General features: G+C 70.3%; 22 protein-coding genes and 2 pseudogenes. 13 read left to right on the top strand and 11 right to left on the bottom strand.

Going from position 1 to position 26,400, the window contains the following annotated elements:
- Window positions 1–6: 6 nt before the first annotated feature.
- The gene (locus M3Q35_RS04135) at window positions 7–450 is read right to left on the bottom strand and encodes a roadblock/LC7 domain-containing protein (RefSeq protein WP_273940257.1); all 444 of its coding nucleotides are present in this window, start codon (window positions 448–450) and stop codon (window positions 7–9) included.
- Complete coding sequence (locus tag M3Q35_RS04130) at window positions 447–3,311, bottom strand: sensor histidine kinase (protein ID WP_273940256.1); 2,865 nt, start codon at window positions 3,309–3,311, stop codon at window positions 447–449. Before M3Q35_RS04130 ends, M3Q35_RS04135 begins: the two co-directional genes overlap by 4 nt.
- Before the next feature lie 298 nt (window positions 3,312–3,609).
- Here M3Q35_RS04130 and M3Q35_RS04125 point away from each other — a divergent pair, with 298 nt between their 5' ends.
- Both M3Q35_RS04125 and M3Q35_RS04120 read left to right on the top strand, forming a co-directional pair.
- Complete coding sequence (locus tag M3Q35_RS04125) at window positions 3,610–4,002, top strand: DUF485 domain-containing protein (protein WP_273940255.1); 393 nt, start codon at window positions 3,610–3,612, stop codon at window positions 4,000–4,002.
- Entirely contained in the window at window positions 3,999–5,591 is a 1,593-nt protein-coding gene (locus M3Q35_RS04120) for a solute symporter family protein (RefSeq protein ID WP_273940254.1), read from the top strand. The genes M3Q35_RS04125 and M3Q35_RS04120 overlap by 4 nt, the downstream gene beginning before the upstream one ends.
- Window positions 5,592–5,596: 5 nt before the next feature.
- Here M3Q35_RS04120 and M3Q35_RS04115 read toward each other — a convergent pair whose 3' ends face one another.
- Both M3Q35_RS04115 and M3Q35_RS04110 read right to left on the bottom strand, forming a co-directional pair.
- The gene (locus tag M3Q35_RS04115; protein WP_273940253.1) at window positions 5,597–6,931 is read right to left on the bottom strand and encodes an MFS transporter; all 1,335 of its coding nucleotides are present in this window, start codon (window positions 6,929–6,931) and stop codon (window positions 5,597–5,599) included.
- Window positions 6,928–7,790: pseudogene (locus M3Q35_RS04110) on the bottom strand (NADP-dependent oxidoreductase). Before M3Q35_RS04110 ends, M3Q35_RS04115 begins: the two are co-directional and overlap by 4 nt.
- A gap of 107 nt (window positions 7,791–7,897) precedes the next feature.
- Between M3Q35_RS04110 and M3Q35_RS04105 the strand changes: the two are divergent.
- The 3 genes from M3Q35_RS04105 (at window position 7,898) to M3Q35_RS04095 (ending at window position 12,765) form a co-directional block, all read left to right on the top strand.
- Window positions 7,898–11,011 (top strand): ATP-binding protein, encoded by a 3,114-nt coding sequence (locus tag M3Q35_RS04105; protein ID WP_273940252.1) that lies wholly within the window; start codon window positions 7,898–7,900, stop codon window positions 11,009–11,011.
- A gap of 162 nt (window positions 11,012–11,173) precedes the next feature.
- Window positions 11,174–12,247: an NAD(P)H-dependent amine dehydrogenase family protein gene (locus M3Q35_RS04100; RefSeq protein ID WP_273940251.1), complete on the top strand. Its 1,074-nt coding sequence runs from the start codon at window positions 11,174–11,176 to the stop codon at window positions 12,245–12,247.
- 38 nt (window positions 12,248–12,285) lie between these two features.
- Complete coding sequence (locus M3Q35_RS04095; RefSeq protein ID WP_273940250.1) at window positions 12,286–12,765, top strand: carboxymuconolactone decarboxylase family protein; 480 nt, start codon at window positions 12,286–12,288, stop codon at window positions 12,763–12,765.
- Between the two features lie 21 nt (window positions 12,766–12,786).
- On the opposite strand, the gene M3Q35_RS04090 is transcribed toward M3Q35_RS04095, so the two are convergent.
- Window positions 12,787–14,340: a GMC oxidoreductase gene (locus M3Q35_RS04090; RefSeq protein ID WP_446685287.1), complete on the bottom strand. Its 1,554-nt coding sequence runs from the start codon at window positions 14,338–14,340 to the stop codon at window positions 12,787–12,789.
- 339 nt (window positions 14,341–14,679) lie between these two features.
- Entirely contained in the window at window positions 14,680–15,270 is a 591-nt protein-coding gene (locus M3Q35_RS04085; protein WP_273940249.1) for a TetR/AcrR family transcriptional regulator, read from the bottom strand.
- A 94-nt stretch (window positions 15,271–15,364) separates the two neighbouring features.
- Here M3Q35_RS04085 and M3Q35_RS04080 point away from each other — a divergent pair, with 94 nt between their 5' ends.
- Window positions 15,365–15,814: a cupin domain-containing protein gene (locus M3Q35_RS04080; protein WP_273940248.1), complete on the top strand. Its 450-nt coding sequence runs from the start codon at window positions 15,365–15,367 to the stop codon at window positions 15,812–15,814.
- On the opposite strand, the gene M3Q35_RS04075 is transcribed toward M3Q35_RS04080, so the two are convergent.
- Window positions 15,811–16,575: an alpha/beta fold hydrolase gene (locus tag M3Q35_RS04075; RefSeq protein ID WP_273940247.1), complete on the bottom strand. Its 765-nt coding sequence runs from the start codon at window positions 16,573–16,575 to the stop codon at window positions 15,811–15,813. The two genes, M3Q35_RS04080 and M3Q35_RS04075, sit on opposite strands and share 4 nt — an antisense overlap.
- Before the next feature lie 130 nt (window positions 16,576–16,705).
- Here M3Q35_RS04075 and M3Q35_RS04070 point away from each other — a divergent pair, with 130 nt between their 5' ends.
- Window positions 16,706–18,589, top strand: coding sequence for a Na+/H+ antiporter (locus M3Q35_RS04070; RefSeq protein ID WP_273944243.1), 1,884 nt, complete (start codon window positions 16,706–16,708; stop codon window positions 18,587–18,589).
- A gap of 4 nt (window positions 18,590–18,593) precedes the next feature.
- On the opposite strand, the gene M3Q35_RS04065 is transcribed toward M3Q35_RS04070, so the two are convergent.
- Window positions 18,594–19,325 carry an SDR family oxidoreductase gene (locus tag M3Q35_RS04065; protein ID WP_273940246.1) on the bottom strand — a complete coding sequence of 244 codons (732 nt, stop codon included), beginning with the start codon at window positions 19,323–19,325 and terminating at the stop codon, window positions 18,594–18,596.
- 81 nt (window positions 19,326–19,406) lie between these two features.
- Between M3Q35_RS04065 and M3Q35_RS48440 the strand changes: the two are divergent.
- Together M3Q35_RS48440 and M3Q35_RS48435 are read left to right on the top strand one after the other, a co-directional pair.
- Window positions 19,407–19,526: pseudogene (locus tag M3Q35_RS48440) on the top strand (TetR/AcrR family transcriptional regulator); the annotation flags it as partial.
- Between the two features lie 146 nt (window positions 19,527–19,672).
- A complete protein-coding gene (locus tag M3Q35_RS48435; protein WP_337960557.1) occupies window positions 19,673–19,951 on the top strand; it encodes an SbtR family transcriptional regulator in 279 nt (92 codons plus the stop codon).
- Between the two features lie 14 nt (window positions 19,952–19,965).
- On the opposite strand, the gene lpxA is transcribed toward M3Q35_RS48435, so the two are convergent.
- Window positions 19,966–20,700 carry an acyl-ACP--UDP-N-acetylglucosamine O-acyltransferase gene (lpxA, locus tag M3Q35_RS04050; RefSeq protein ID WP_273940243.1) on the bottom strand — a complete coding sequence of 245 codons (735 nt, stop codon included), beginning with the start codon at window positions 20,698–20,700 and terminating at the stop codon, window positions 19,966–19,968.
- Between the two features lie 10 nt (window positions 20,701–20,710).
- On the bottom strand, window positions 20,711–21,334 hold the full coding sequence (locus tag M3Q35_RS04045) for a TetR/AcrR family transcriptional regulator (RefSeq protein WP_273940242.1): 624 nt from the start codon (window positions 21,332–21,334) through the stop codon (window positions 20,711–20,713).
- A 188-nt stretch (window positions 21,335–21,522) separates the two neighbouring features.
- On the opposite strand from M3Q35_RS04045, the gene M3Q35_RS04040 reads away from it, so the two are divergent.
- Window positions 21,523–21,981, top strand: a complete 459-nt coding sequence (locus M3Q35_RS04040; RefSeq protein WP_273940241.1) for a group II truncated hemoglobin — start codon at window positions 21,523–21,525, stop codon at window positions 21,979–21,981.
- Window positions 21,982–22,142: 161 nt separating this feature from the next.
- Window positions 22,143–22,886, top strand: coding sequence for a S1 family peptidase (locus tag M3Q35_RS04035; RefSeq protein ID WP_273940240.1), 744 nt, complete (start codon window positions 22,143–22,145; stop codon window positions 22,884–22,886).
- Window positions 22,887–22,945: 59 nt separating this feature from the next.
- On the opposite strand, the gene M3Q35_RS04030 is transcribed toward M3Q35_RS04035, so the two are convergent.
- Complete coding sequence (locus M3Q35_RS04030) at window positions 22,946–23,509, bottom strand: DinB family protein (protein WP_273940239.1); 564 nt, start codon at window positions 23,507–23,509, stop codon at window positions 22,946–22,948.
- A gap of 65 nt (window positions 23,510–23,574) precedes the next feature.
- Here M3Q35_RS04030 and M3Q35_RS04025 point away from each other — a divergent pair, with 65 nt between their 5' ends.
- Window positions 23,575–24,525: a sigma-70 family RNA polymerase sigma factor gene (locus tag M3Q35_RS04025; protein ID WP_273940238.1), complete on the top strand. Its 951-nt coding sequence runs from the start codon at window positions 23,575–23,577 to the stop codon at window positions 24,523–24,525.
- 72 nt (window positions 24,526–24,597) lie between these two features.
- Entirely contained in the window at window positions 24,598–26,391 is a 1,794-nt protein-coding gene (locus M3Q35_RS04020) for a transglycosylase domain-containing protein (protein WP_273940237.1), read from the top strand.
- Window positions 26,392–26,400 lie beyond the last annotated feature (9 nt).

Raw genomic sequence — 26,400 nt, 5'->3', positions numbered from 1 at the left:
CCACCCTCAGACGGGCTGGCTGTCCATGGCCTGCTTGGCGACCCTGAGCTCGGTCCGCAGCTCCGGTGTGAGCAGCGGGCCGACCTGGTCGACCAGGACGGTCATCTCGTAGGCCACCTGGCCAACGTCGCAGTTCGGAGCGGCGAGCACCGCGAGGCACGAGCCGTCCATGATCGTCATGAGCAGCATGATGCCACCCTGCATCTCCACGACGGTGCGACGCACCGGACCGCCGTCGAAACAGCGGGACGCGCCCTGGGTGAGGCTGACCGCGCCGGCCGCGATGGCGGCCACCTGCTCGGCCCGCTCGGCCGGCAGCCGTGAGGACGAGGTGAGCAGCACCCCGTCCACGGACACGACGACCGCGTGCGCGACACCTGGCACGTGCTCGGCGAAGTTGTTGACCAACCACCCGAACTGGTTCACCTGCCGCGACTGGGGTGCGGTCATGGGCTCTCCTGCCCCCGTTCGTTCTCACTCGACGCTGCTGCACCAGTGTGGTCCTGACGGATACCAGACTGGTAGCTGGCAAGGAACCCGCGTGTCCGGTTCGGATCGCGGTGCGCGGCACCGTTGGCGGGTCCGGCCGCCGGCGCGCCCGTCGACGGGAACAGTCCCGCCTTGGGCACGCGTTTGGGCAGGCCAGCCCCGTTCTGGGTGCCCTGGGCCCGAGCGGGCGGCGCGGGTTGCGCGGTCGGCTGCTCGGTCGGCCAGGCCGGTTCCGGCGTCGCGGCCGGGACCGGATCGGACACGGTCGCGTCCGACGGGTTCACCTGAACGGGCGACCCGTTTCCCGGTCCCCCCGACATGTGCTCGAACCAAGCGTAGCTGGTCGGTTCCAGCGAGACCTCCGGTCGTCGGACGGATTCCGATTCCGGACGCGACGGCGGATTCGCGTTGTCGGGGCCACTCGGCGTGTTGGCGGCGAACCAGCCGGCGGCCGGGTTGGCCGGCGGCTGCACCGCGGGCGGCGGCGTGAAGGTGCGACGTGGCAGGTCACCGGGCGACGGCGCCGGCGTGGAGCCGGTCTGCAGCGTCGGCGGCTCGAGCGCTCCCGGGTCGACGGGCTTGCGCGGGCCCTTGCGGGACGGCAGCGGTGTCGGCGACGGGTCGATCGCCTTGACCACGTTGGGCGGCGGCGTGTCGGGCACGACGGGGGCGTTGCGCTGCGGCGGGTCCCACGGCTCGTCCTCGACGGTGTCACTGGGCCAGACGACCTCGTCGTCGATGCGCCGGATCCGCGTGGTGTCGTCGGGCGCGAGCCGCGGCGCCGGGGCGTTGCCGTTCAACCCCGGCTCGATCGGCGTGGTCAGCGGACGCTCACGGCCGCCGGTGCCACGGACCACCAGCTCGGCCGGCACGGTGACCACGGCGGCCAGGCCGTCGCCGCCACCGGGGCGGGTTTCGAACTTGACGCGGAAGGAGTGGCGGCTGGCCAGCCGGCCGACCACGAACAGACCCATCTGCCGGGACACCGGGACCTCGACGGCGGAGCCGGCGGAGACGCGGTCGTTGGCCGCGCCGAGTTCCGTCTCCCCCATGCCGATGCCCTGGTCGACCACCTGGATCACGATGTCGCCGCCGGGCTCGCGGTGGCTGTCCACGGTGACCTGGGTGTCCGGCCGGGAGAAGGCGGTGGCGTTGTCCAGCAGCTCGGCGATGAGGCGCACGAGGTCGCCGGCGGCGTAGCCGACGATGGTCGCGGTCGGCGCGGAGCGGACCACGGCCCGCTGGTAGTGCTCGATCTCGGAGACGGCGGCGCGCAGCACGTCGCCCAGCGGCAGCGGCTTGGTGAACCGGCGGGACAGGTCGAGGCCGGAGAGCACCATCAGGTTCTCGTTGTTGCGCCGCATGCGGGTCGCGAGGTGGTCCAGCTTGAACAGGTTGGCCAGCTGCTCGGGGTTCTCCTCGTGCCGCTCCAGCTGCTCCATCAGGCGCAGCTGCCGTTCAACCAGGCCCTGGCTCCGGCGGGACAGGTTGACGAAGATGTTGCCCAGGTTGCTGCGCAGGCTGGCCTGCTCGGCCGCGGACTTGACGGCCTGCCCGTGCACCTCGTCGAAGGCCCGGGCCACCTGGCCGAACTCCTCGGTGGTGTACACCGGAACCGGATCTATCTTCACGTCCTCGCCGCGACCCTCACGAATCTTGGCGACGGCCTCGGGCAGCCGCCGGGAGGCGACGTCGAGGGCGGTGCGGCGCAGCACGCCGAGCGAGCCGAGCAGGTAGCGGCCGACGATCAGGCCGATGCCGCCGGCCAGCAGCACGGTCACGACCAGGACGACCGACTCGAGGCCGGCCCGGTCGCTGCTGGCCTCCTGGAGGTCGGTGGCGGTGTTGCGGACCTGCGCCGCGATGGCCTCGGTGACCTTGTTCACCAGCGCCACGGTGGCGTCCGAGGTCCGGTTCCACTCCTCCTGCGGGATGGTCAGCCCGGCCGGCGGCGGCGCGCTGTGCACGCCGGTGGTCTTCTTGACCGCGTTGTTCTGGGCCGGGGCGGCCTGCCCGATCGGCTGGGTGGCGGCGAAGTCGAGCAGCTGCCGCCGGGTGCCGACGTCGACGCCGGCCACCGTCTGCTGGTAGGCCTGCTGCCATTCGGGCGAGGCGACCGCCTGGAAGTTGGCCACGTTGTCGTCGAAGCGCGTCTCGGAGGCGGCCAGCATCTTGGCCTCGGCGTCGACCAGGTGGCCGCGGGCGATGCCGACCAGCACGACGGCCTGCTCCAGCCGGATCTGCTCCTGCGCGCCCTCCAGGTCGAGCAGCGCGGTGGCCGGGCTGGACAGCGACGGGTCGCCGAGCTGCACGACCAGCGCCTGGTCGAAGTTCAGCGCGGTGCCGATGATCTGGGTGTAGGCCGACACGGCGTCGGTGTCGTTGTCCTGGGACTGCTCCACCGGGCGGCGGATGGCCGGCAACTGGCCCAGTGACAATTCGAGGTCGTTGAACCACGCCGAGGCGGCGGCGGACAGGCCCGGTGTCCGGTGCGCGGTGTCGGCGAGCTTGGTCGCGGCGGTGTCGACGGCCTTGGCCTGCTGGTGGTACGCGTCCACGCCCTGGCCGGTCACCTGGGCGGCCAGCGTGCGCTCGCGCTGCAGCTGCGAGGTCAGCGGGGTGATCGCGTCACGCAGCGCGATGACCCGCTGGATGGTGGTGTAGCTGTCGGCCTGCCGGATCTCGCTGCGCACCTGGAGGAAGCCGAGCGTCACCGCGACCACGACCGGAACCACCAGCACCGCGGCCAGCTTGACCAGCACCGGCCAGTTGCGCCACCGCGCGACCGTGTGCCACCACGGACCCGGGCTGGGCTGAACCACGATGCGTCCTTCCTGGGTATCTCACGGGGCGCGGCAGTCGCACCGGGTTCGTCCGGCTTCCCCTGTGTTCGGTTGTCTGCCGAGACGGGAAACGCGTTACGGACTTCTGGCCGCTGCTGGGGTGTACTCCAGCGTGAATTCCGCTGTCAAGGCCGACACGTCAGCCGGAGCCATTACCGCGCACCGGAACGGGCCGGGCACGCAGCGCGGCCGGACCTGGTCCGGCCTGCGGTTGACTCCGATCACACCCCCGTTAGAGTTGGCCGGCCATATTGTGTCGGCACGTCCTGGAGGACAGGTGACCACAGCGTCGACGACGGGTCGGCACGCGGCGCTCGAACCGGAGCAGCCCGCGTTCGGCGGGCGCCCGGCCGGACCGCAGCGGCCGGACTTCGAGGCCATCCAGGACAGTCCGGAGTTCGCCGAGCTGCGCCACCGGCTGCGCCGCTTCATCTTCCCGATGACGGCGCTGTTCCTGGTCTGGTACCTCACCTATGTGCTCCTGTCGGCCTATGCCCACGAGTTCATGGCCACCCAGGTCTTCGGCCTGGTCAACGTCGGCCTGCTGCTCGGCCTGGCCCAGTTCGTCTCAACGGTGTTGATCACGTTGGCGTACAACAGGTTCGCCCGTCGGCGCATCGATCCGCAGGTCGCGCTGATCCGTTCGCAGGCCGGACTGGAGACCAAGTGAGCACGTTCCTTCTCGCGGACGGGACCGCCACCGGCAACCCGTTGGTCAACGTCAGCGTGTTCATCGTGTTCGCGGCGATCACGCTCTACATCGTCTACCGGGTCAGCAGCGCCAACGCGACCGCGTCGGACTACTACGCCGCCGGCGGCGGGTTCACCGGGGCGCAGAACGGGATCGCGCTGTCCGGCGACTTCCTGTCGGCCGCCTCGTTCCTCGGCATCGCCGGCGGCATCGCGGTGCACGGCTACGACGGCTTCCTGTACTCGGTCGGCTGGGTGGTGGCCTGGCTGGTCGGGCTGCTGCTGATCGCCGAGATGCTGCGCAACACCGGCCGGTTCACCATCGGCGACGTGATGGCCTACCGGATGCGGGCCCGGCCGGTGCGCGCCGCGGCGGCCATCTCCACGCTGGTCATCTCGTTCTTCTACATGCTGGCCCAGATGGCCGGCGCCGGCGGCCTGGTCGCGCTGCTGCTGGGCATCCACGACCGGGCCGGGCAGTCGCTGCTGATCGTGGTGGTCGGCGCGATCATGATCTTCTACGTGCTGGTCGGCGGCATGAAGGGCACCACCTGGGTGCAGATCATCAAGGCCGTCTTCCTGCTGCTGTGCTGCACCCTGATCAGCGTGTTCCTGCTGGGCAAGTTCGGCTTCGACTTCTCGGCCATCCTGGACAAGGCCACCCAGAACAACAAGCTGGGCACCGCGATCCTCGGGCCGGGCGCGCAGTACGGCAAGAACGAGCTGGACTTCGTGTCCCTGGCGCTGACGCTGGTGCTGGGCATCTGCTCGCTGCCGCACGTGCTGATGCGCTTCTACACGGTGCCGGACGCCAAGCAGGCGCGGCGGTCGATGGTGTGGGCGATCTGGACCGTGTTCGTGTTCTACCTGTGCACGCTGGTGATCGGCTACGGCGCGGCCGCGCTGGTCGGCACCGACACCATCCTGCACGCGCCGGGCGGCGAGAACTCGGCCGCGCCGCTGCTGGCCTTCCGCATCGGCGGCACCGTCCTGCTCGGTGTGGTGTCCGCGGCCGCGTTCGCCACCATCCTCGCCGTGGTCGCCGGGCTGACGCTGGCCTCGTCGGCCTCGTTCGCGCACGACGTGTACGCCAACATCATCAAGCGCGGCCACGCCGACCCGCGGCGCGAGGTCCGGGTGGCCCGGCTGACCGCGCTGGTGGTCGGCTTCTTCGCCATCATCGGCGGCATCGCGGCCAACGGCCAGAACGTGGCCTTCCTGGTGTCGCTGGCGCTGGCGCTGGCCGCGTCGGCCAACCTGTCGACCATCCTGTTCTCGCTGTTCTGGAAGCGGTTCAACACCACCGGCACGCTGTTCAGCATCTACGGCGGCCTCGGCGCCTGCCTGGTGCTGATCATCTTCTCGCCGGTGCTGTCCGGGGCGCCGACCTCGCTGATCCCGTCGGCCGACTTCCACTGGTTCCCGCTGAGCAACCCGGGCATCGTGTCGATCCCGTTCTCGTTCGTGTGCGGGATCGTCGGCACGTTCCTGGGCGGCCGCAAGGGCGACCCGAACAAGCAGGCCGAGATGGAGGTCCGGGCGCTGACCGGCATCGGCGTCCGAACCTGATCTCCTCACGCCATGTCGTTGACGGGCAACGGTCCGGGGCGGAAGACGGTCGCGGCGACGACGGCGCTGACCAGGAAGACGACGGCCGTGATGCCGAACACGACGTGGTCGCCGGCGAGCGAGCTGAACACCGCCAAGCCGATGGAGCCGCCGATCTGCTGGGCGGTGGTCACCAGCGCGGCGGCCACGCCGGCATCGTGCGGGCCGACCCCGCTGGTCGCGGCGTTCTGCACCGGGCCGAAAATCAGCCCGAAGCCGACGCCGGTGACCAGTAGTGCCGGCAGGATGCCGGTGGCGTAACCGGAGCCGGTGAGCATCACCATGCCGATCGCCGCGAGCACGCAGCCGATCGGGACCAACGGCCGGGGTCCGGTGCGTGGCAACAGAACCGCGCCGGAGAAGACCGCGCCGGCCATCACCGAGGCGATCATCGGGAGAAAGGCCAGCCCGGTCTGGACCGGGGTGAAGCCGAGTGCGGTGGTCAGGTGGTAGGTGAGGAACAGGAAGACGGCGAACATGCCGGTGCCGCAGATGCCGAGCGAGAGGTAGGCCGCGCCGCGGGTCCGGTCCATGATCACCCGTAGCGGCAGCAGCAGGTGCGCGGCGCGGCGTTCGATGGCCACGAAAGCGCCGATGAGTGCGCTGCCCGCCACGACCGGCCCAATCGTGCGGAGGTCGGACCAGCCGTGAAGCTCGGCTGTGCCGAGGCCGTAGACGATGCCGATCAAGCCCAGCACCACCGTGACCGTGCCGGCGATGTCGGGTCTGACTCGCGCCGGCCGATCCCCGTCACGCAGGACGACGATGCCGCCGACGAAGGCGACCGCCGCGATGAACAGGTTCACGTACAGGCACCAGCGCCACGACAGGCCCTGCGTCAGGACGCCGCCCAGCAGCAGGCCGATGGCCCCGCCGGCGCCGGAGATCGCGCCGAAGATCCCGAACGCGCGGCCGCGTTCCTCGGCGTCTTCGGCGAACGTGACCGACAGCAGCGACAACGCCGCCGGGGCCAGCAGTGCCGCGAACACGCCCTGGCCGATACGGGCGGCCAGCAGCGTGGCGAAGTCGCCGGCCGCGCCGCCGAAGGCCGACGCCACCGCGAATCCGCCCACGCCGACCAGGAACATCCGCTTGCGGCCGAAGAAGTCCGACAGCCGGCCGCCGAGCAGCAGCAGGCTGCCGAACGCCAGCGCGTAGCCGGTCAGGATCCACTGCCGGTTGTCGGCCGGGAAGCCCAGGTCACGTTGGGCCGTCGGCAGCGCGATGGTGACGATCGTCGAGTCGAGGATGTCCATCAGCTGGGCCAGGCTGAGGACGACGAGAGCGAGCCAGCGGCTCATCGGCCGACCACCAGGACGAGCTTGCCGCGCACTCCCCGGCCTCGCCGACCCGATGGGCGTCGGCCACTTCGGCCAGCGGGAACGTCCGGCCGACCGGCACGGTGATGCCGCCGATCTCGTGCAGCACGTACAGCGCACGGCCGGCATCGCCTCGGCTGAACCGCACGCCGTGCCTTTCCGCACCCGGATCGGCGACGGTGATCACGTGCTCGGCCCCGCCGGCCAGGTCGATGAGCTCGGGCAGGACGCCGCTGCCGGCGATGTCGAGCGCACGGTCGACCGGTCCGACCCGGTCCTTGAGACCGGGACCGTAGGCCACGGGCTCGGCGCCGAGGGAGCGCAGGTAGTCGTGGCTGGCGGGGCTGCCGGTGCCGATCACGCGTGCGCCCCTGGCCACGGCCAGCTGCACGGCGGCGCTGCCGACGCTGCCGGACGCGCCGTTGATGAGGATCGTGCCGTCGATGCCCAGCTGGTCGAGGGCCCGTGCGGCGGTCTCGACGGCCGCCGGCAGCGCGGCGGCCTCAACGAAGCTGAGCGACGGCGGCATCGGGGCGTAGTGGGACAGCACGGTCAGCTCGGCCTGCGCACCACTCGCCGCGGAGAACCCGAACACGTGATCCCCTACGGCGACGTCGGTGACGCCCGCGCCGAGTTCGTCGACGACGCCGGCGGCTTCGTGCCCGAGGGCCTGCGGCAGCTCCTGGTCCATCGCGCCCTGGCGCTTCTTCCAGTCGCTGGCGTTGATGCCGGCCGCGCGCACGGCGATGCGGACCTGGCCGGGGCCCGGATGCGGGTCCGGCCGGTCGACGAGCTCGAGGACCTCCGGGCCGCCGAAGCGGCGGAACTCGACTGCCTGCACGAATTTGCTCCCTTCCCGCCCGGACCGTCCGGGCTGGACCAGAGTCGTCGAGGCCGCTCACACGGGGCGCACATGGCGCTCACGCGGATGTGCGCGAAGATCGACGGATGGACGACGGGCTTCGGGTCACGCTGCTCGACGCCTTCCAGGTGTCGCGCGGTGACGCCGTACTGCCCGTGCCCGGCGCACGGCTCCAGGCGCTGGTCGTACGGCTGGCGCTGGCCGGCGGCCGTGCGGTCGAGCCGAGCGCGCTGATCGACGCGATCTGGGCCGAGAGCCCGCCGGCCGATCCGACGCACGCGCTCCAAGCCCTGGTCTCACGGCTACGCCGGACGGCGGCTGTCGCTGTGGTGACGGGCGGCTATCGGCTGGCCATCGACGACGTGGACGCGCTGCGGTTCGAGGAGCTCGCCGCATCGGGCCGCGATCGCCTGCGTGCCGGTGACGTCACCGCTGCGGCGGCCGTGCTCGGTGAGGCGGCGGCGTTGTGGGGTGAGCATCCTGGCGTCGAGCCGGCGGTGGTCGCCGTGGTCGCGCCCGCTGTTGCGACGCGGTTGGCGCACGTGTCGGTGGAAGCTGCCACAGACCTCGCCGCGGCCGAGTTGGCGTTGGGCCGGGCCGACGCGGCCGCCGCGCGTCTGACCGCGTTGCTGGCGGTACAACCTACGCACGAGCACGCCGCCGCGCTGCTCATGGATGCGCTGGCCGTGCAGGGTCGTCAGGCCGAGGCCCTCGCGTCGTATGAGCGAATCCGGGAGGCGCTGGCCGACACGCTCGGCGCTGACCCGGGGGCGGCGCTGCGCGACCGCCACCTGCGCCTGCTGCGGGCCGACGACCCCGCGCCGGCGCCGCCGCCGAGCACGCTGCCCGCGCCGCTGACCAGCTTCATCGGCCGCGAGGACGACCTCGCGCGCATCTCGTCGCTGCTTGCCGATGGGCGCTTGGTCACCGTGGTCGGCCCCGGCGGTGCCGGCAAGACGCGGCTGGCGATCGAGGCCGCGCGCCGGGACTCCCACGCATGGTTCGTCGACCTGTCCTCGGTCACGGAGCCGACCAAGGTCGGCGCGGCGGTGCTGGCCGCGATCGGGCTGCGCGGCTCGGCGCTGTTCTCGCCGGGCGCGGCGCGTACAGAGATAGAGGTACTGGCCGATCAGCTCAACGGCCGGGAAAGCCTGCTCGTGGTGGACAACTGCGAGCACCTGATCGACGCCGTGGCGCACCTCGTGTCGGCGCTGCTCACTCGCTGCGCCACGCTGCGCGTGCTGGCCACCAGCCGCGAGCCCCTGGCAGTAGACGGTGAGGCATTGGTCCCGCTCGGTCCACTGCCGCTGCCGTCGTCCGACGCCGACGTTACGGCGGCGCCGTCGGTCCGGCTGTTCGTCGAACGCGCGGCGGCCGTGCGGCCGGGGTTCCGCGTCACGGCGGGCAACCGTGCGCAGGTGCTCCGCATCGTGCGTGACCTCGACGGCCTGCCGCTTGCGCTCGAACTGGCCGCCGCGCGCCTGCGCACGCTCTCATTGGACGACCTCGCCGCCGGGCTGTCCGACCGCTTCCGCTTGCTCAGCACCGGCAGCCGCACGGCGTTCCCACGTCATCGCACGCTGCGCGCCGTCATCGCGTGGAGCTGGGATCTGCTGTCGCCAGCCGCGCGTGACGTGGCGGCACGGATCTCGGTGCTGCCCGGCGGCATCACTCCGGCTTCAGCCGCCGCCGTCTGCTTGGACGACGTGCGTGAGCTGCTGGCCGACCTCGTCGACCGGTCGCTGCTCCAGCTCGTGCCCGACAGCGGCCGGTACCGGATGCTGGAGACCATTCGCGAGTACGGGCAGGAGAACGTAGGCGCTGAGGTGCGGGACCTCGCGGCCTCGTACTTCGCCGACTTGGTCGCGCGCAGCGATCCGCTGCTGCGGGGGGCATCGCAGCTCGATGCGCTGCACGTGCTGCGGGCCGAGCACGACAACGTGCTGTTCGCGCTGCGGCATCTCTGCGACAGCGGCGACGCCGAGCGCGCCATCGGGCTGGCCGTGGACCTGACCTGGTACTGGACGCTGCTCGGCCGCTTCCGCGACGCCATCTACTGGCTCGGCGAGACCGTCGCCGTTCCGGGACCGAGTGCGCTGCGGGACGTCGCCGAGGCGATGATGCGGCACACCGCCGCCACGCAGAGCGCGCTGGCCAAACAGCCGCCCGGCGGGCAGCTCAGCGCTGAGCTGCCTGGTTTCGGCGGTGCGCTGATTGCGCTGCGGCAGGCGTTCCTTGAGGACAACTCGGCTTACGTGCAGCAGGTGATTGACGATCCAGACCGCTGGCTGGCCGGGCTGGCCCATCTGTATCGGGCGCGGGCAGAGGAGAACCAGGGCCTGCTCGACCGCGTGCGTTCCGACGTGACGCATGCCCTGGAGTGCTTCGGCACGGCCGGAGACCGTTGGGGGCTAGCGTCGGCCTTGCCGTTGCGGGCGCAGCTGCGGCAGTACGACGGCGATCTCGACGGCGCGCTGGCCGACCTGTTGGAGGCCAAGCGACTGGCTCGCGAGTTCGGGTCGCTCAGCCTGAGCGACGAGATCTTCGTCGACTTCCGCCTGATCGACCTGCACCTCCGGCTCGGCGACACCGCCGTGGCCGCCGTGCTGATCGCCGCGACTCGTTCACGCGTGCAACGCGCGCCGTCGCCCGAGAACGTGCTGCTGCTCGACACCCGCGAGGCCGGGTTCCAGGTGCGGCTCGGCGACCTGGCGCGTGCGAGCCAACTCGTCGAATCGGCCGAGGCGGCGTTGTCCACGCCGAACGTGTTCGACCGCGACCACGGGCAGGCGCTCGTCAACACCGTGCGCGCGGCGCTCTGCCTCGCCCTTGGCGACGGTCCCGGCGCTTCGTCCGCGCTCGCCCGCGCCTATGCCGGGGCCGTCGGCAGCATGGACATGCCGGTCGTGGCTTCGGTCGCGGTCACCGCCGCCGGCCTGTCCGCGCTGCACGGCCGCCACTACGACGTGGCGCTGGTGCTCGGCGCCGCCGCCCGCCTCCGTGGCGCCCACGACCCCACCGATCCCCAGGTCCAGGCGTTGAGCCGGCACGCTCGGGCGGCGCTCGGCGCGGAGGCCTTCGACGCGGCATACGACCAGGGCTGGCACCTCTCCACGTCCGAAGCCCTGCGCACGACCGACACCGCCTTCCGCACCCTCCAGTCCCTGGACTTTTCATCCAGGCCTAGACGAAAAGTCTAAGTAGGACAGCCAACCGCTTCGCGGACGGGCGGCCGGCCAAGAACAACTCGATCGGCATCAAGAACGCCGAGAGGCGCTCCATCGCGGCGCATCGGCGGCGGGCGATCTGCTCACTCCATTGGCCCCTCGAGAGTCAACCAAGCGTTTGCTAGGTTTGCCGGCATGATAGCCACGGTTGTCTGGGGCACAGGCAACGTCGGCCGCGCGGCGATCCGGGCCGTGCAGGCCCATCCGGCGCTGGAGCTGGCCGCGGTCCTGGTGCACGATCCCGCCAAGGTCGGCCGCGACGCCGGCGAGCTGGCCGGCCTGGACGTCGAACTGGGCGTGCCGGCGACCGACGACATCGACGCGGTGCTGGCGGCCAAGCCGCGGGCTGTGGTGTACGCGGCCTCGGGGGACATCCGCGGCATGGAGGCGCTGGCCGACCTGGTCCGGGCGATCGAGTGCGGCGCGGTGGTCGTCTCCCCCTCGCTGTATCCGCTCTACGACTACCGCAACGCGCCGCCGGAGCTGCTGGACCCGGTGCAGAAGGCGGTGGAGACCGGCGGCGGCTCGCTGTTCGTCTCGGGCGTGGACCCGGGCTGGGGCAACGACGTGCTGCCGCTGCTGATCAGCGGCCTGGCCAGCACCATCGACGTGATCCGCTGCCAGGAGATCTTCGACTACTCGACCTACGAGCAGCCGGACTCGGTGCGCTACCTGGTCGGCATGGGCCAGCCGATGGACTACCAGGCCCCGATGCTGATCGCCACCGTGCCGACCATGGTGTGGGGCGGCCAGGTCCGGATGATCGCCCGCGAGCTCGGCGTGGAGCTCGACGAGATCCGCGAGACCATGGACCGGCGTCCGCTCGAGACCACGGTGACCACGCGGACCATGGGCGAGTTCGAGGCCGGCACGCAGGGCGCGGTGCGGTTCGAGGTGCAGGGCATCGTCAACGGCGAGGCCCGCATCGTCATCGAGCACGTCACCCGCATCCACGCCTCGTGCGCCTCGGACTGGCCGCAGCCGCCCAGCGGCGACGGCGCGCACCGGGTCATCATCGAAGGCCGGCCACGCATCGAGGTCACCGTGGAGGCGACCGACGAGAGCGAGAACCGCTCGGCCGGCGGCAACGCCACGGCGGTCGGCCGGCTGGTCAACGCCATCGACTGGCTCGCGCAGGCCAAGCCGGGGCTCTACGACGCGCTGGACGTCCCGCTGCGGCCGGCGATCGGCAAGCTGAGCCGCGCCTGACTGTCCTTGGCCAAGACTGTTCCGGAAGGACAATCACGATGAACATCGACATCCCGGCGGGCAAGGACGCGATCGGCTACGTGTGGGGCGAGATGGTGCCGGGCATCGGCACGGCCGCGGCCGCCTTCTCGCTGTCGGTGTACCAGCACACCACGCTGGGGCTGCGCGAGTTCGAGGCCGCGCGGCTGCGGATCGCCCAGATCAACGGGTGCCTGTTCTGCCTGGACTGGCGGACCGACCGGGACGGCGTCAAGGTCGAGGAGGAGTTCGCCGACGCGGTGCTGAACTGGCGCACCACCGAGCGCTTCGACGACCGGACCCGGCTGGCCGCCGAGTACGCCGAGCGCTACGCGGTGGACCACCACAACATCGACGAGGAGTTCTGGACGCGGATGTCCGAGCACTACAGCCAGAAGGAGATCGTCGAGCTGAGCATGAGCATCGGCGCGTGGCTGGCCTTCGGGCGGCTCAACCACGTGCTGGGCATCGACGCGGTGTGCGTGCTGCCGGGGCACTGAGCGCCGCCCCGGCAGCCGCCGCTACAGATCGGTGGCGATGATCTTCTCGATGTTGCGCTCGGCCAGCGCGGTGATGGTGACGAAGGGATTCACGCTGGTGTTGCCCGGGATCAGCGAGCCGTCGATGGCGTACAGGCCCGGATAGCCGTTGAGCCGCCCGTAGTTGTCGGTGGCCTTGCCGAGCACCGCGCCGCCGAGTGGGTGGTAGGTGAGATGGTCGCCCCAGATCTTGTTGACACCGAACAGATCCGAGCGGTAGATCGTCGCCTCGGTGGCGTTGATCTTGTCGAAGATGGTCTTGGCCATGTCGATGGACGGCTGCTTCCATGCGGTCTGCCAGGACAGGTCGACCTTGTTGGTGGCCGCGTTCCAGCTGAACTCGGCCCGGTTGGGGTTCTTGGTGATGGACAGGTAGAACGAGGCGTAGGTCTCGATGCCGGTCGGCAGCGGGGCCACCTCGGCGAAAGCGCCGCCCGCGGCCCAGTTGTCGATGCCGCCACAGGGAATGGAGGCCTGCACCGCGCCGGTCGCGTCCCACCACCAGTTGGCCCGGCCGACCATCACATTGCCGTTGTCGCCCCAGCCCTTGCCGATCTCCGAGCTCAGGTTGGGCAGCTTTCCGGTGGCCTTCAACATGGTCAGCAGCTTGCTGGTGCCGACACTGCCGGCGGCGAAGAACACCCGGTCCGCGGTGACGGACTTGGTGGTCACGGCGTCGCCGTTGGTGTTGAGCTGGTCGATGAGCACCGTGTAGCCGCCGCCGGAGGCCGGCGACACCGAGGTCACCTTGTGCAGGGTGGAGATGTTCACCCTGCCGGTGGCCATGATCCTTGGCACGTAGGTCTTCTGCAGGGATTTCTTGCCGTAGTTGTTGCCGTACAGGATCTCGCCGGCCACCGCCGACTTCGGCACGGTGCCCGCGGCCTCCTGCTTCATGTAGTCCCAGTCGTACACGTCGGGCACGAACACGAAGGGAAAACCCGACCGTCCCGCCTGTTTCCGGCCGACCCGGGCGAACTGGTAGCAGTCCACCGTGTCGAACCAGGCCGGGTCGACCAGGCCGACGCCGAGCTCGGAGTTGGCCCTGGGGTAGTAGGTGTTGTACATCTCGTCCGGGTTGACCGTCGGCAGGATGGCGCCGAAGTTCTCCCGCTTGGGCGTGACCGCCATGCCGCCGTTGACCAGCGAGCCGCCGCCGAGACCGCGGCCCTGGTACACGATGATGCCGGCGAACTCCTCGGCGTCCAGGATCCCGGTGTAGCGCGGGATGTCCTTGTCGATGGGGAAGCCGAGGAAGTTGCTCAGCGGCTGCTTCGTCCTGGTGCGCAACCAGTACGACCGCTGATCGGGCGTGGTGGTGTTGGCGAAGATCTTGCCGTCGGCGCCGGGGGTGTCCCAGGCCATGCCCATCTCGATCATCTGCACGTCGACGCCGTGCTGGGCCATGCGCAGCGCCGCCACACAGCCGCCGTACCCGGTGCCGATGACCAGCACGGGCACATGCGCGCCGGTCTGGATGGGCCCGGCCGCCGCCCTGGCGGCCGATCCGAAAGCGGTGGCAGGGCCCAGCGCCACCGCGCCCAAGATAGAACCCGTTCCAGCTATGAACGCTCGTCGCGAAAATTGGCCAGAGGTGTTGGTACACACAGAATCTTTGTCCATGTGATCTTCCTCACCGTTGAGGGATTAGAACAAGTTATACTTTTCAATCCCTCGCCCGTCACTACTTACCAGTCGGTAACTTTCGGTCGGGTCAACGTCACGTCCACAGTGGATGGTCAACACGGGGCGGCCGTTGTCCAGCGCGGACAACGGCTCGGCACATCGGCGGCATTCATCCACAAAGGATCAATTGCTGCGAAATGGTGTAGCGCCAGGAAAAAGTCACCAAGCGCTTACCTGAACCGCTTGCAGTCAGCCGATTGCCGCCCGGGTCAGCGTGGTGGCCGTGCGCACCAGGCTGGTGATCGCGGCCTGCGCGGTCATACCCCGCAGATCGGTGAGCGAGAACAGGGCCTCGGCGCTGACCACGACGGCGAGGTCGTTCTTGAGCTGGGCCAATGCCTGCGGGTCGCGGCCGCCGAGAGTGCCGGCCAGCGGGGCCAGGGCGTAGTCGATGAGCCCGAAGCGCATGCCGGGGCGGGCGTCGGCCTGCTCGGGACGGACGATGGTGGCGGCGATCATCGCGCGCACCACGCCCTGACGGGCCTGCACGTGCCGGAGCAGGAACTCGGTGGCGGCGGCGATGCGCTCCACCGGGTCGACCGAGTCGGCGACGCCGGCCAGCGCCTCCTCGGGACTGGGGATCTGGTCGGCGATGGCCTCGCGCAGCAGCGAGGCCAGGTCCGGGAAGTAGCGGTAAGCGGTTGCCTCGGAGACCAGCGCGGCCCGGGCCACCTCCGGCATCGTCACCTCGCGGCCGGTCGCGCTGAGCTCGGCGGCCGCCCGCACGATGGCCGTGCGGGTGCGGGTCTTCTGGTTGACCCGGCCGGAGGCGGTCTGCATGCGCATCAGTCTACCCCACTCGCGAGAGAGCACTTGCGTCTGCCCATGACTGCCACCTAGCCTCGTGAGAGTTAATTCTCACGAGGGAGAAGCCGTGAACGACGTCTCGATCACCGGCCCGGACGGCGGCGAGGTCATCGAACTGGGCCCGGCCCGGATGCGGATCATGGAGGACGGCAGCGTCACCGAACACCGGCTCAGCATCGGCGAGATCACCCTCGCGCCGCACAGCGCCGGGCCGCCGCAGCACCGGCATGCCCAGCACGACGAGGGGTTCTACGTGGTGTCCGGCCTGGTCCGGTTCACCGTCGGCGACCGGGACCACGACGCGCCCAAGGGCACCCTGGTCATGGTGCCGCCGGGCGTGCCGCACACCTTCGCCAACCCCGGCGACGAGCCGGCGGTCATGCTCAACACCTTCACGCCCGACCTGTACGTGCAGTACTTCCGGGACCTGCGGGACACCATCGCCGCCGACGGCGAGCTGACCCCCGCCACGACCGTAAAGGTGATGGCGCGGTACGCCACCACCCCCGCGACCTAAAGCTGCTTCACGAACTCCTCGATCGAGGCGGCCGTCAGCGCGGCCGCCTCGATGTGCGGGAAATGCCCGGCGCCGGGCGCCAACACGAAGCGCCCCTGGGGAAACGCCTGCGCGTACGACCGTCCGTAGTCGCCGGTCGCGATGCCGTCCTCCTCGCCCCAGACCACCAGCGCCGGCGCATCGACCCGGCGCAGCCGGCGGCGCAGCTTGGGGTCGTACATGAACGGCTCCCCCGCGTACACCGCCAGCGTCTGCTGGTTGGCCAGGCTCGCCGCCCGCTGCTCGTCGGTCAGCGTCGACGGGTCCAGGCGCAGCGCCGGGTTCACGAAGGCCAGTTCCCCGAGCCGGGCCGGGTTCAGGTCACGGGTGTCGGTCAACCGGCCCGCCGCCGGGTCGATGCCCACGGCGTTGAGCAGCACCACCGCGCCGATGCGATCCCGCGTGTCGCGGGTCGCCATCTCGGCCGCGATCCAGCCGCCGATCGAGCTCCCGACGACCAGCACCCGGTCCAGTTTCAGCAGGTCAAGCAGGTCGAGGTAGGCCACAGCGAGGTCCGGGACGCTGTCGAACCAGTCCGGCCGGGGCTGCCCGTCGAAACCGGGGTGCGTCGGCGTCAGCACGGTCGAGTCGCCCGGCAGCAGGTCGGCCAGTCCCCGCACCGAGCGCGGGCCCGCGCCGCCGTGCAGCACCAGCACCGGATCACCGGTCCCGTCCCGCTGGTCCACCGCCACCGTGAGGCCGTCGCCCAGATCGAACGTCATGACGAGCTCCTTCGCAAGAGTTGACTCTCACGAGCTTAGGCACGCTCACTCGCTTCGTGCAAGTAAGCTCTCACGAAGCTCAGGCGGGTCGGTTGGCTGTCGAGGCGGCCGACGAGTGAAAATCACCGCCGTGGAGATCGCGGCGGAAATTGTTGCTTTGGTGGTGGCGGTGCTGGCCGTCACCGCGATCGCGCGGCGGCTGGACTGGTCGGCGCCGTTGTGCCTGATCGTGGTCGGTGTCGCCGCCTCGTTCGTGCCGGGCGTACCGGAGTACCAGCTGACTTCCGATGTGGTGCTGGTCGGCCTGCTGCCTCCGCTGCTGTACTCGACGGCGATCCAGACCTCGCTGCTCGACTTCCGGCGGTTGCGCGGCCCCATCGCCGTGCTGTCGGTCGGCCTGGTGCTGTTCACCACTGCCGGCGTCGGCCTGGTCGCGTGGCTGGTGATCCCCGGCCTGCCGCTCGCCGCCGGCCTCGCGCTCGGTGCCGTGGTCGCGCCGCCCGACGCCGTCGCCGCGTCCGCCGTGGCCCGGCGGGTGGCAATGCCGCGCAAACTGGTGCGGCTGCTGGAGGGCGAGAGCCTGTTCAACGACGCGGCCGCGCTGGTCGCACTGAATACCAGCCTCGTGGCCATCGCCAGCACGATCTCGCTCTGGCAGGTCGGCCTGGACTTCGTGTGGGCCGCCGTCGGCGGCGCGGTGGGCGGCGTGGTCGTCGGCTACGCCGCCTCGTTCATCCGGCTCAAGCTCCAGGAGCCGGTGGCCGACACCGCCTTGTCGTTCGCCGTGCCGTTCGTGGCGTACCTGCTGGGCGAGGAGATCCACGGGTCCGGCGTGCTCTCCGTGGTGGTCGCCGGCCTGATCATGGGCCACCAGTCGCCGCGGGTGCTGTCCGGCGCGGCCAGGACCGCCAGCCGGCACAACTGGCAGACCGTGGCGTACCTGCTGGAGAACACCGTCTTCCTGCTCATCGGGCTCCAGCTGCGGCGGATCCTGACCGAGGTCGGGCGGAGCGGCCTGTCCGTCCCCATGCTCGTCCTGATCTGCGCCGCCGTGCTGGCCGCGACCATCCTCACCCGGCTGGTCTGGTTGTTCGTCATCGCCGTCTGGAAGCGGGTCAAGCAGGCGCTCGGATTCAAGAAGCACAAGGCGTGGCCGTGGCGGTACTCCGTGGTCATCGGCTGGGCCGGCATGCGCGGCGTCGTGACGCTCGCCGCCGCCTTCATCCTGCCCGCCGCCATGCCGGATCGGGTCGGGGTCGTGCTCGTGCTCGCCGCTTTCGTCGTCGTGGCCGGCACCTTGCTGCTCCAGGGAACCACTCTGCCCATGCTGGTGCGCCGGATGGGCCTGCCCGGGCCCGATCCCGCGCAGGACGCCTTGCAGGAAGCCGCTCTGCTGCACGACATGGTCCGCGTCGCCCTGGTCCGGCTGGACGAGATCAGCACCGAGAACGACCCACCCGAGGTCGTCGAGCGGCTTCGGGAACGACTCCAGGGCCGCACCGACGCCGCTTGGGAGCAGTTGGGCCGGCAGTCCGCGCTCAACGAAACCCCCAGCGACGCCTATCGACGGCTACGCCTCGATCTGCTCCAGGTCGAGCGGGAGCATTGCCTGAAGGCCCGCGACAACGGCTCCGCCGACGACGTCGTGCTCCGCCGTGTCCTGGAGCGCCTCGACATCGAGGAGTCCATGCTCGACCGCGACGACGACGAGCCGTCACAGGAGGACCGCGAACTCCGCGCCCCCGCCTCCCTCGCCGAAGCGTGCAAGCACCTCGCCCACGAGTGGCGTGACGTCCCGCCCAGCAGCCAGGACAGCTGCGCCGCCTGCATCGAGGCCGGGCTCACCTGGGTCCACCTGCGGATGTGCCTGAAGTGCGGCAACGTCGCCTGCTGCGACTCGTCCGTCGGCAAGCACTCCGACCAGCACTTCCGCGACACCCGCCACCCCGTGATGCGCAGCTACGAGCCCGGCGAGAGCTGGCGCTGGTGCTTCGTCGACAAGCAGCTGGGGTAGGGCGTCACCACGGCACGGGGCCCTCCTCGTCGAAGAAGCCGCCGGACGGGCCGTCGGGGCCGAGGGTGGCGAACCGGACGGAGGCGCGGGCGCCCTGCTCGGTGGTCCGTACGCCCTGGAAGCCGTTGAGGTCGGTGGCCACGTAGCCCGGGGTGACGGCGTTGATCTTGGCGTTGGCCAGTGCCGGGTCGGCCCGGAAAGCGTTGGCGTACTTGAGGGTGAGCATCGTGACGGCGGCTTTGCCGGCAGCGTAGGCGAAGGAGTCGTGCGACTGCGCGAACATCGACGACGGGTCGGCGGTGTGCGTGAAGACGGCGGACGTGCTGCTGACGTTGACGATGCGGGCGGCGTCGGAGCGGCGCAGCAGCGGCAGCATGGCGTGGATGACGCGCACGAGCCCGAACACGTTCGTCTCGAATTCGGGGCGCATGTCGGAGGCGGTGACCGTGAGGGCGGCCTTGCGGTTGAGCATGCCGGCGTTGTTGACGAGGACGTCGAGCCGCCCGTGCTCGGCCGCCAGGAAGTCGGCCGCCTTGCCTACGGAGGCGTCGTCGGTGATGTCGATCTCCAACGGATGCACGACGATCCCCTGCGCGGCCAGCTGGGCCGCGGCCTCGGTGCCGCGCGACAGGTCACGGCTGCCCAGGTGGACGGTCATGCCGAGCTGGGCGAGCTGCCGGGCGGTGGCCAGGCCGACGCCCTTGTTGGCCCCGGTGACCAGGGCAATGGTGGACATGCGAACGAGCTCCCCTAAGATCCGAAGTATCCCTACGGTTTAACCGTAGACCTCCTACGGTTCAGTTGTCCAGGAGACTCGATGGACCTGCCCTCGCGACGGCCCAAGCGTGCGGACGCCCGGCGCAACTTCGACGCGCTGCTGGCGGCCGCGCGGGAGACGTTCGCGGAGCAGGGGGCGCAGGCCTCGCTGGACGAGATCGCCCGGCGCTCGGGCACGAGCATCGCCACGCTCTACCGCAACTTCCCGACCAGGAGGACCTCATCGAGGAGGTCTACCTCCAGGAGGTCGACGACCTGTGCCGGGCGGCCGACGGCCTGGATGCGCTGCCGCCGTGGGAAGCGCTGGTGCGCTGGCTGCACCGGTTCATCGACTACATCGTGGCCAAGCAGGCCCTGGCCGACGGCCTCAACCGCGCCGGCGACCGGTTCCAGGCGTCAAGGGCGGCGCTGTACGCGGCCGGCACGCCGCTGCTGGCGCGGGCGCAGGAGGCCGGAGTGGCCAACCCGGACCCGTCCATCGAGGACGTGCTGATGCTCATCGCCGCCGTCAGCACGGTGCAGTTCATGGATGACGAGCAGCGGGAACGGGTGCTGCGCCTGGCGCTGGCCGGACTCAGGGCCTAGGTGGTGAGCAATCCTCACACCGCCTCGCCGCCATGACGAAACGGGCTGATACCACGCCGTGACGGCCCGGCCAGGAACTCGACCAGCTGCGCGACGGGACCGTCGGCCCAGGAGTCTAGTTCGTGGCCGTCGCGTAACAGGTCGAACACGTGCCGCAGCGCGCGGTAGTCGGCCGGCGGCATGCCGGATCGCTTCAACCCCACCACGTTCAGCGCACGGTGCGTCGCCGGGCTGCCCTCGACGCCGCAGAACGGCAGCACATCCCTTGTCACCTTGGACATCGCGCCGACCACGGCCTGCCGGCCGATGCGAACATGCTGCTGCACCAAGGACATGCCGCCGACGACCGCGCCGTCGTCGACGGCGACGTGACCGCCGAGCGACGCCGCCTGCGACACCACGACACCGTCGCCCAGCTGGCAGTCGTGGGCCACGTGCACCTGCCCCATGATCACGCAGCCGGCCCCGATCCGGGTCGGCGTCGACGTGGTCGACCGGTGCACGATCACCGCTTCGCGGATCACCGTGTCCGGCCCGATCTCCACCGTGGTCGGGCCGCCGGTGAACGCCAGGTCCTGGGGATCCCCGCCCAGCACGGCATGTGAGTCCACACGCACGCCGGCGGCAAGGCGCACGCAGCCGTGCACCACCGCGTACGGGCCGATGACAACGTCGTCAGCCAGCTCGGCCTCGGGTGCGACGACGGCCGACGGATGAACATGCACCAACAACCCCACCCCGGCGGCCATCATCGCATGCTCAGTCCTGGAGCAGCCCGGACATCACCATGGTGGCCAACGAGTCCGCGGTCGCGCTGCGTTCCTGGTCGCTCACCGACGGCTCACCGAAGCGCCGGGCCAGCGGGCTCTGCGTCATGGTCGCGATCGGCCCGGTGACCAGGGAGTACAACTGGAACAGTGACACCGGCCGCATTCGGCCCGCCGCAACGAGTTCGTCCAGCGACGGCACGCACAGCAGCAGCACCGGCGTGAGGAAGCGCTCGTACAGGTAGTCCAGTCGGGCGGAATCCCTTGTCCCTTCATACGCCATCAGCCGGCTCAGCTGCGGGCTGCGCACGGCGATCTGGTAGAACCGCCGCACGATCGCCGCGAGCCGCTCGGCCGGATCCTCGAAATGCCGCAGCAGCACGGGATCCAGCTGACGGCGGGACTCGGTCAGCGCGAAGTCGACCACGGCCTCCCAGAACGCGCCCTTGGAGCCGTAGCGGTCGTTGACGAAGTTGTGGCTGACCCCGAGGCGATTGCCCAGCTCCCGCACGGAAGTCGCCTCGTAGCCGAGCTCGGCGAACGCGTCGAGGCCGCGGCGCAGTATCTCCGCCTCGGCCGGCAGCAGCACGGCGCGACGCCGCTGCTCGATGGACATCCGCGTTCCCTTTCCGGTGGTGAGGAACAGATGCAACCACACCAACCTGGGTATGGGACGGCAAACCTCGTCGAATACGTCGAAAGAGACGGGTGTACCGATCCACCGGACTTTCGTCCGCGACTCGAGAAAAGCCGGGACAACGTTGTCCATTCCGGACCGGCGACCACTGTGCCACGCTGGCCGGCATGCGACCCAGCCTGTACGAGCACGCCGGCGGACAGGCGGCCTTCCTTGCGCTGGCCGCCGCACACCACCAGCGCTGTCTGGCCGATCCCGAGCTCAACCACCCGTTCTCGCACCCGGGCCAGCATCCCGAGCACGTGGCGCGACTGGCCGCCTACTGGGCGGAGGTGCTCGGCGGGCCGCCGACGTACTCGACGACGGCCGGCGACCAGTCCGCGCTGCTGCGGATGCACGCCCACAACGGCATCGGCATGCACGACCTGGGCCGCCGCTTCGTGGACTGTTTCATGGCGGCGATCGACGACGTGGGAATGCCCGATGATCCGGAGTTCCGCTCGGCGATGCGGGCCTACATGGAATGGTCGGTCAGCGATGTCCTGATCTACGCCCCGACGGACAGCATCGTGCCGACCGATGCGCCGATGCCCCGCTGGACCTGGTCCGGGCTTTCGGCGGATTGACACGACAGGCAACCCGACACGTCCGAAATACCCGACTTTCGGCCGTGTCCGGGCCCATGTGACTACTCCTACGTTGGGCGCACACCATCCGCTCGTGGCGCACCGGAAACCCTGACACCACAACCCGGTTCGCCACCAGTATCCCTGTGGAGGCGTGCCCCTTGAAGATCAGCAGGCTTTCCGCCATCGCGGCGATGGCGCTGGCGCTGCTCGGCGCCACGACCGTGCCGGCCCAGGCCGCCAGCACGCCGGACATCGTCGGCGGCACCACCGTCGGCACCGCCCCGTCCTGGGCCGCCGCCGTCGGCGACAGCTCCGGCATGTGGTGCAGCGGCGAGCTCGTCGCCAGCCAGTGGGTGCTCACCGCGGCCCACTGCGAAGGCGCCACCCAGATCCGCATCGGCTCGAAGAACCTGAACAGCGGCGGCACGCTGGCCAAGGTCTCCAAGTGGGTGCGCAATCCCAAGTACAACGGCGGCGGCTACGACTTCTCGCTGTACAAGCTGACCTCCGCGGTCAGCCAGACGCCGATCCAGATCGCCAGCACCTCGCCGGCGGTCGGCTCCGCGGTGACGCTGTACGGCTTCGGCCAGACCTGCGGCACCCGCGGCTGCGGCCCGATGAGCTCCACGCTGCGCCAGCTGTCCACCAAGGTGGCCACCGACAGCAGCTGTGGCGGCATCACCGGCAGCGTCGAGTTGTGCTTCGCCACCACGGTGTCGGGCAGCGACTGCTACGGCGACTCCGGCGGCCCGGCCGTGGTCAACGGCATGCTGGTCGGCAGCGACAGCCGCGGCGCGGACGGCCCCGGCGCCGACACCTGCGGCCGGACCAAGTCCATCTACGGCGACGCGACGGCCAGCGTCATCGCCTCGTGGGTGCGGTCGACGATCTCAGCTGGTTAGCTTGCAGTGACACGAAAGCCGCTTTGGTTGCGCGAAACGCAACCAAAGCGGCTTTCGTGTCACTCGAACCTGTCGGCCAGCTTGGCCAGCCGGCTGTAGTGCGCATGCCAGCCCAGCTCGTCGCGCGACGGCAGGAAGTCCTGGCCCTTGCGCAGGCCGGCGGCCCCGTCGACCAATTCGCGCACGATGTCGGCATGTCCCAGGTGGCGCTGGGTTTCGGCGAGGACGTGGGCCAGCACGCGGTGCAGCGTCGCCTGCTTCTCCGGCCACCACACGACCGTGCCGACGGCCGCCAGATCCAGCTCGGCGATCGTGGCGTCGGCATGGCGCCACGCGTCCCGGTAGCCCTCGACGATGTACTCGCGGGACTCGTCCTCGGCCGCCCACAGGTCGATGTTGGGCTCGAGGTCCGGCCGCAGCCACGGAACCGGCTCCAGCGGCGGCCGGTCGAACACGATCCCGAGGTACAGCAGCTCCACCGTGGTGAGGTGTTTGACAAGTCCCAGCAGGTTTGTTCCGGTGGGCGTCAGCGGCCGCCGGATATCGCGTTCGCCCAGGTCATCCAGCTTCCACAGCATCGACCTGCGGGCGTCGCGCAGGTAGTGGTGTAGATCTTCCTTCACGGTCGTTCCTCTCGTCAGAACGCGGTCGGGAAAGGAGACCGGCCGACTCCGGCAGAATCATCGGCGTGAGCGAAGTCCAGCTTCATGACACCGATCTCGCCGCCGCCCGCGGCGGGGACGACGCCGCGTTCACGCGACTCGTACAGCCGCTGCGCGGCGAACTGCATGCGCACTGCTATCGAATGCTCGGCTCGACCCACGACGCCGACGACGCGCTCCAGGACGCCCTGTTACGGGCGTGGAAGGGAGTAGCCGGCTTCGAGGGGCGAAGTTCGCTGCGCTCCTGGCTCTACACCGTCGCCACCCGCACGTGCCTGGATCTGGTCGGCGCCCGCGCCCGCCGGGCGCTGCCGATGGACCACACCGAGGACACCGCCTGGCTGGGGCCCTATCCGGACGCCCGCTATGAGCAACGTGAGGCCGTGGAACTGGCGTTCGTCGCCGCGTTGCAGCATTTACCCGGCAATCAGCGGGCGGCGCTGCTGCTGTTCGAGGTGCTCGGCTTCTCCGCGGCCGAGATCGCCGACGTGATGGCCACCTCGACGGCGTCGGTGAACAGCGCGTTGCAGCGAGCCCGCGCGATCGTGGCCGACCGGATTCCGGCCGCGAGCCAGCAGCGGACGCTGCGGAAGATCGGCGACGCCCGGGTCCGGGAAATCGTCGCGGAATACGCCGGCGCGCTGGAACGCGGCGACGCCGACGCGTTGCTGGCGCTGTTGACCGAAGACGTCACGTGGTCGATGCCGCCGTTGACGCAGTGGTACCGCGGACGGGAGTCCGTGATGGACTTTGCCGTACGCGTGCCCCTCAGCTCCTGCGGCAGCTGGCGACATCGGGTGCTGACGGCGAACGGCCAACCCGCGGTCGCGTTCTACCTGCGCCGCGACGGCGACGGCCCGCATCTGGCCTGGTCGATCACCGTGCTGACGCTGCGCGACGACCGGATCGCCGAACTGACCTCGTTCCTCGGGGCCGAGCATTTCCCTTTGTTCACCCTGCCGAACGCGGTGACGTGACAACCACCGCCTGACGGTGTCCACACAAGCAACTGATAGACATGACGCTCCGACGTGAGGGGGTAGTCCGGCGTGAACGAGGAAGCCACGCATCCCGACATCAATTGGCGTCGCGTGCGCCGGATCGGGTACATCGTGGTGGCTGTCATCGTCGCGATACCGGTGATCGCGTTCGGCGTCACCTATACCGCGGTGCACGTGCCCGACCCCAAGGCCGTCGCCGACCAGCAGCAGACGGTGACCCTCTACTACGCCGACGGCTCGGTGATGACCACGATCGGCACCGCGACCGGCGGCACCCGCACCGTCGTCGGCTACGACCAGATCCCGCCGGTCGTGCGGCATGCCGTCGAGGCGGCCGAGGACGAGGGCTACGAGACCAACGTCGGGCAGGGCGGCATCAGCACCCAGTTCGTCCGGCTGGCCACCGGCGAGGACGCCCAGTCCCTGCCGGCGCAGTGGGTGCAGCTGGTGCGGGCGATCAAGCTCACCGAGCAGCGCAGCAAGGCCGACGTGCTGACCGGCTACCTCAACCTGGTCTACCTCGGCCGCGGCGCCTACGGCATCCAGGCCGCCGCGCAGGCCTACTTCGCCAAGGACGTGGGCAAGCTCGACACGTCGGAGGCGGCGTTCCTGGCCGGTCTCATCGACCAGCCGTCCCGCAGCGAGGACGACAAGTGGACCGAGCAGCAGTGGACGCACACCCTCGACCGGATGGTGGCCAACGGCTGGCTCGACCCGACCGCGCGAGCCGACTTCACCAAGCCGCCCAAGCCGGTCAGCCCCAACTCGGGCTCGCTGCCGCCGGCCCGCGCGCTCATCGCGCGGCAGGTGCTGGCCGAGGCCAAGGAGAAGGGGTTCGACGAGGACGCGCTGCGGCACATCGGCGCGCAGGTGCACACCACCATCGACCCCAAGGCCCAGGCCATGGCCGAGGACGCCGCGCATTCCCTCAAGTCGACCGATCCTGACGTGGGCGACGCGCTGGTGTCGATCAGCCCGGCCACCGGGGCCGTCGTGTCCTGGTTCGGCGGTGACAGCCAGTCGCTGCCCGACGCCGCCGACACCGCGGCCCAGCCCGGCCCCACCTTCCAGCCGCTGGTGCTGATGGCCGGAGTGCGGAACACCCCGCCGATCACCCTGGCCAACCAATACAACGGCACCGCGCCGGTAACCGTCGGCGGCCTGGCGGTGAAGAACTTCGGCGGCGCCGACTGCGGCCCGCAGTGCACCGTCGCCGACGCCATGAAGAACAACACCAACACCGTCTTCTACAAGATCACCGACGACATCGGCCCGAACAAGGTGCGGGAGACCGCGTTCAAGGCCGGCATCGCCACCACCCAGATCATCGGCGGCAAGACCGGCCCGGCACTGACCGGCAGCGACGGCAAGCAGCCCGGCGACATCATCGGCTCGGGCGGCTACCCCGTCCGACCCCGTGACATGGCGCAGGCGTACGCCACCCTGGCGACCGGCGGCAAGTACGTGCCGGCGCACTTCATCACCAGCATCGCCGAAACCAACGGCAACACGATCTTCGAGCACGCGGCCGACCCGGCCGCCACACCGCAGCAGGTGTTCGAGCAGCCCCAGGCCCAGCTGGTCACCCAGTCCCTGCTCACCGGGCCCGGGCTGGCCGGCGGCCGGCCGGTGGCGGCCAAGGCCGGCGCCACCCAGTTCCTCGACTCCCCCGACAACTCCGACGCCTGGGCCGTCGGCTACACGCCCCAGCTGGTCACCGCGGTCTGGCTGGGCCATCGCAAGGACCTCGCCCCCATGAAGGAGGGCGTGGACGTCCCGACCGGGATCTGGCAGCAGTACATGAACTCCTACCTGAAGGACATGCCGACCATCCAGTTCTAACGCCACCAC

Source organism: Kutzneria chonburiensis (genome assembly GCF_028622115.1).
Classification (GTDB): domain Bacteria; phylum Actinomycetota; class Actinomycetes; order Mycobacteriales; family Pseudonocardiaceae; genus Kutzneria; species Kutzneria chonburiensis.
Note: the sequence above shows the minus strand (reverse complement) of the source record. Positions and strands in the feature narration are given on the sequence as shown.